The following is a 4,741-nucleotide window of genomic DNA, read 5'->3' as shown; positions in this document are numbered from 1 at the left end:
CTTCCGCAACCCAGTTGCGGAAGCGCGGATTGTCCCAGGGCAGCTCTTGCTTAATGTTCATGTTTGAACTATTATGTTCATGCTTGAACGAATGGTTGGACCGACACTATGGCATCATTTGGATTGAAGGTCATCCGAGGCGTCTTCGGCGCGGCCGAGCATGTCGCGCCGCGTCTCAGTGGCCGCGCCGCGTTCGAATTGTTCTGCCGCACGGCAAACGTCAAGGCCTTGAGCGATGGCGAGCGCCGCGCGGTCGAGCGCGCTGCAGGCTTCATGGCCGAGGCGCGCCATCACCGGCTGAAGACGAAGGCGGATTGCGTTGCGGTGCATGAGTTCCGGCCGGGGCCGGGCAGGGGCTCCCGCGGTACCGTGCTTGTCATCCATGGCTGGCGCTCGCGCACCGAATATATGCGAACTCTGATCGATGGGTTTCGCGACGCCGGCTACAAGGTGGTCTCGCTTGACCTGCCGGGCCACGGCCATTCGCTCGGCCGACATCTCAACATGGTGACCGCGGTCGACGCCGTGCGAGTCGCAGGCGAATGGTTCGGCCCGTTTGCCGCTGCCGTCGGCCATTCCTTCGGCGGCGCCGTCGCCGCCAATGCGGTTGCCGCTTCGGTGAAAGGCATGCCGCCGCTTGCGGCCGAGAAACTGGTTCTAATCGCGGCGCCGAGCTCGCTGCCGGCGATCTTCGACGATTTCAGCCACCGGCTCAATGTCGGGCCGCGCTCTCGGGTCGCCATGGCGGATCGGGTGAAGCATTTGTCGGGACGGCCGCTCAGCGATTTCACGGGCGACCGCCAGCTCGCCGAGACTCCGGTGCCGACGCTGATCATTCATGCGCCGGACGACCGCGAAGTCCATGCCGATCACGCAAAACGATATGCGGGAGCCGGCGATCATGTGAGCTTGCATTGGGCCGAAGGGCTTGGCCACCGCCGCATCCTTGCCGACAAGGATGTCGTCGCGCGCGCCGTGGGCTTCGTCGCCGAGGAACGGCAACCGGCGCTGCATTGAAAATGACTGCGGGAGACGCCTGCTGGCGTCTTCCGTCCGTAGTTGCGAATGGCTCAGTCGGCCTTCTTCTTCTGCCCTGGCTCGACCGGCAGGCCGGCAGCCTTCCAGGCTGTGTAGCCGCCAAGGATGTGTTTGACCGGGGCGAGACCCATGTCCTGCGCCGTCTTGGTCGCCAGCGCCGACCGCCAGCCGCCGGCGCAGAAGAAGACGAAGGTCTTGCCGGAGGCGAAGAACGGCTTGTGGTAAGGGCTTTCGGGGTCGATCCAGAATTCGAGCATACCGCGCGTCACATGCTTGGCGCCGGGAATCTTGCCGTCGCGCTCGACCTCGCGGGGGTCACGTAGGTCGACGAAGATGGTGCCGTCATCCTCCAGCAGCCCGGCAGCTTCCTCAGGCGAAACCACCTCGATCTCGGCATTCGCCTCGTCGAGAAGTTCGCGATATCCCTTCTTCACTGCGCATCCTCCAGGCCATGGCTCGCGCCCGCCGGAATTTCGATCATAAAGACTGCTGTTTGTCACGGGCCGATGTTTGTCAGGAGGGAAGGTCGGCCATGGTCGCCAAGGCCGCACAGCGCCAACGCCTGATTGTTACCGAGGCGTCTGAAACCGGGAGCCGCCCTGCCGCATTGTGTCTCACACGGATGTGAAACTGTTCTGCAACACGGTCGCGAAAATTTATGGAAGCTTAACGGAATCAGTATGAATCGGTACAGTCGCGCATTACATCCGCCATGCGGAGGGCGGGACCGTCTAGCGGCGCGGAACGGGAAACCGGTTTCAACCGGTGCGGGTGAAGCATGAAAATCCTCGGGAACAAAATGGCCGTCATGCCGATCGCGATCGCGACGGCGCTTGCCTTCGGCCAGCAGCCGGCGAGCGCGCAGGGGCTGTTCGACATGCTGTTCGGCGGCGGCATCCGGCACAATTCCCAAGGAGAATTTCCGCCGCCGCCGAAGCCGCGCAAGGTGCAGCCTGGCACAGGCGGTAGCGTCAGGATCAGCAGCCCGACCTACAATACCTACAGGGCCGACAAGCTTGTGCGCGTCGACTTCAAGTCGCTGCTGCCCGCTCCGCCGCCCGCGACCGCGCAAGATGCTGCCTTTGTGCCCTCCGTAACCGGAAGCGCGTTCCGCGACGCGCTGGCGGGCCTGAGCGATTATGAACTCTTTGCCGAGCCCGATACCGCCAAGGCGCTCATCGCCTACTATTCGGCCAATCCGGATTTCATCTGGGTGACAGGGGATGCACCCAACAGCAGGGCGCAGGATGCCGTGCGGGTGCTTGGCGGAGCGGCGAGCTATGGCCTGACGCCTGCCGATTATTCCGTCGATGTTCCTGCGGCGGCCACGAATGCCGCCTTGCCCGAAGCGCGGACCAAGGAACTGGTTCGCTTCGAGATGGCGCTATCGGCGCGCGTGCTGCGCTACGCCCATGACGCCCAGAGCGGCCGAGTCGATCCGAACCGCATGACCGGCTATTACGATTTTCCGGGCAAGCCGCTCGATCTCGAAGGCGTGCTGAAGACGCTGGCGCACACGCGAGAGGTGCGCACCTATCTCGAATCGCGGCACCCGCAGAACCCTGAATATCAGGCGCTGCGCGTCGAGTTGGAGTCGCTCCAGGCAAGCGAGGAGAACGAGATCGTCGTCGATCCGAAGCTGCTCCTGAAGCCCGGTGAAAGCAGCCCGGAACTGCCCAAGCTTTTGACTTTGATCGCGCGCAACCTCGATGACGAGATGGGCGGTGACTTTGGCGAGACCCTCGCCCGGCTCGGCAAGAGCGAGGTTTACGATCCTGAACTGGTGCCAGTGATCAAGGCGGTGCAGAAGCGGGCCGGCATGAAGGGCGACGGCGTCATCGGCCCGCGTACCGTCGCCTCGCTCGCCGGAACGTCCAAGGCCGACAAGGTCGAGAAGGTCATGGCGGCGCTTGAAGAGCTGCGCTGGCTCCCCTCCGATCTTGGCAGCCCGCGCGTCTTCATCAACCAGCCGGCCTTCACCGCAAGCTACATCGACAACGGCGAGGAGAAGCTGAAGACCCGCGTGGTCATCGGCAAGGTCACCAACCAGACCGCATTTTTCTACAACCAGATCAAGCAGGTCGACTTCCACCCCTATTGGGGCGTGCCGCAGTCGATCATCGTCAACGAGATGCTGCCGAGGCTGCGCAGCGATCCGGGCTATCTGGACCGCGCCGGCTATGAGGTGACGGATTCCAGCGGCAGGCGAGTTCCCTCTGCGGCGGTGGACTGGGGCGCCTACGGTGCCAAAATCCCGTTCAGCGTGCGCCAGCAGCCGAGCGAGGCCAATGCGCTTGGCGAGTTGAAGATCCTCTTCCCCAACAAGCACGCCATCTACATGCACGACACGCCGCAGAAGTCGTTCTTCGGGCGCGACATGCGCGCGCTGAGCCATGGCTGCATACGCCTGCAGGATCCGCGCGGCATGGCGGCCGCTGTGCTCGGCACGTCGGTCGACGACATCGCCGAGAAGCTGAAGCATGGTCATTCGACCGAGAATGTCACGCGCGTCATCCCGGTCTATGTCGCCTATTTCACCGCTTGGCCGGACATGTCCGGCAAGGTCGAATATTTCGACGACGTCTACGATCGCGATTCGAAGCTGATGCAGGCGCTGGATGCGACCGAAGCGGTGCGCGCACCGTCAACCTAAGCGCTCGATGAGCGGCCGCCTGAAACCGGCATCACGTCCGGCAATGAGCCAATAAACGAAACCGGCCACCAGCCCGGCCGCGACGATGATGCCAAGGTCGGCCCAGCGTTCCGGATCGTGCGGCGCGCCCGGCGAGAGCAGCATGAAACCGGCGGCCGCAACCACGCCGCCGAACAGCATATGCAGCCAGAAGCTCCGCAACGAGAAGACCTCGGCAATAAGCGCAAAGATCAGAGTCTGCATGCCGGTCGCCACGATCGTCAGGAAATAGACGAACATGCCAAGCGGCGGCACGACCATCACGGCGACGGGTGTGAACTGCATCAGCTCGAAATAGCTTGGGGCGGCAGCGAGCTCAGCGCTGCATAGATCGCGACCAACGCGACCAATCCGACGAGCACCGCGATCAGATAGCCGGCGAGCACCATCAGGATGCGCTTTAGAACGTAGCCAACCATTCCCATGCACCCCCGTGCCCGCAATCATGGCGCGCAGTCAGCCATCAAACGTGGATCGACGCAAGTCTCGGATAGGGAGGCGCCGGCCCAGCTGCGGGGGGCCGTATCAGGCGTTACTTCGGTTCGCCGGTGACCGGATCGTAGGTGATTTCGACCTTGGCCTTGTCGGTCGTGTAATAGGTAACGGTATAGCCGTCGCTGCTCCAGCCGACCTCCTTGATATATTGGAAGTCGCTCCGCTTCTCGACCTTGGTCAGGATTTCCGAGAGCTTCTTGGCATTTTGCGGCGGCAGCGCTTGCGCTTCGGCCGCGAAAGCCGACCCGCCGACAAGGAAAAACGCGATACCGCTTGCCAAAAGAACACCGCGCATGACTGCCCTCAATCTCTCGTGGTGGCATGAACGCGCTGACAACTCGAATCCGGGCCCGTTGGTTCCGCCAACGGGCCGCAACGCCTTGCTCCACAGTTGGTCCGTCACGGCCGGCGCGACTTCTATTCGCGAAAGCTTAAATAAGTAAAACGGCGTGAATCCAACAAGTAAGGAGGCTTCTGCAACATCGGACTTCAGGTAACGAACGACTAACCATGGCT

At 62.7% G+C, this 4,741-nt stretch carries 6 protein-coding genes; 2 read left to right on the top strand and 4 right to left on the bottom strand.

Annotation, left to right across the window (positions count from 1 at the left end; translation table 11 throughout):
• The first annotated feature begins 108 nt into the window (after positions 1 to 108).
• On the top strand, positions 109 to 1,017 hold the full coding sequence (locus tag EOA60_RS19385) for an alpha/beta hydrolase (RefSeq protein WP_095825400.1): 909 nt from the start codon (positions 109 to 111) through the stop codon (positions 1,015 to 1,017).
• Positions 1,018 to 1,070: 53 nt separating this feature from the next.
• Here EOA60_RS19385 and EOA60_RS19380 read toward each other — a convergent pair whose 3' ends face one another.
• Positions 1,071 to 1,472, bottom strand: coding sequence for a rhodanese-like domain-containing protein (locus tag EOA60_RS19380; protein WP_066989852.1), 402 nt, complete (start codon positions 1,470 to 1,472; stop codon positions 1,071 to 1,073).
• Positions 1,473 to 1,816: 344 nt separating this feature from the next.
• Here EOA60_RS19380 and EOA60_RS19375 point away from each other — a divergent pair, with 344 nt between their 5' ends.
• Positions 1,817 to 3,691, top strand: a complete 1,875-nt coding sequence (locus EOA60_RS19375) for a murein L,D-transpeptidase (protein WP_095825401.1) — start codon at positions 1,817 to 1,819, stop codon at positions 3,689 to 3,691.
• Here the strand turns inward: EOA60_RS19375 and EOA60_RS19370 are convergent.
• From EOA60_RS19370 to EOA60_RS39100, 3 genes are all read right to left on the bottom strand, one after another.
• Positions 3,683 to 4,015: a hypothetical protein gene (locus EOA60_RS19370; RefSeq protein ID WP_128293468.1), complete on the bottom strand. Its 333-nt coding sequence runs from the start codon at positions 4,013 to 4,015 to the stop codon at positions 3,683 to 3,685. The two genes, EOA60_RS19375 and EOA60_RS19370, sit on opposite strands and share 9 nt — an antisense overlap.
• Positions 4,015 to 4,149, bottom strand: coding sequence for a hypothetical protein (locus tag EOA60_RS39900; protein ID WP_348627457.1), 135 nt, complete (start codon positions 4,147 to 4,149; stop codon positions 4,015 to 4,017). Before EOA60_RS39900 ends, EOA60_RS19370 begins: the two co-directional genes overlap by 1 nt.
• Positions 4,150 to 4,262: 113 nt before the next feature.
• The coding region (locus tag EOA60_RS39100) for a PepSY domain-containing protein (RefSeq protein ID WP_245502585.1) at positions 4,263 to 4,741 on the bottom strand (479 nt) is incomplete at its 5' end.

This window comes from Mesorhizobium sp. M1A.F.Ca.IN.020.06.1.1 (genome assembly GCF_004023265.1).
Taxonomy (GTDB): Bacteria; Pseudomonadota; Alphaproteobacteria; order Rhizobiales; family Rhizobiaceae; genus Mesorhizobium.
The sequence above is the reverse complement of the archived record's forward strand: the minus strand, read 5'-3'. Positions and strand labels throughout refer to the sequence as shown.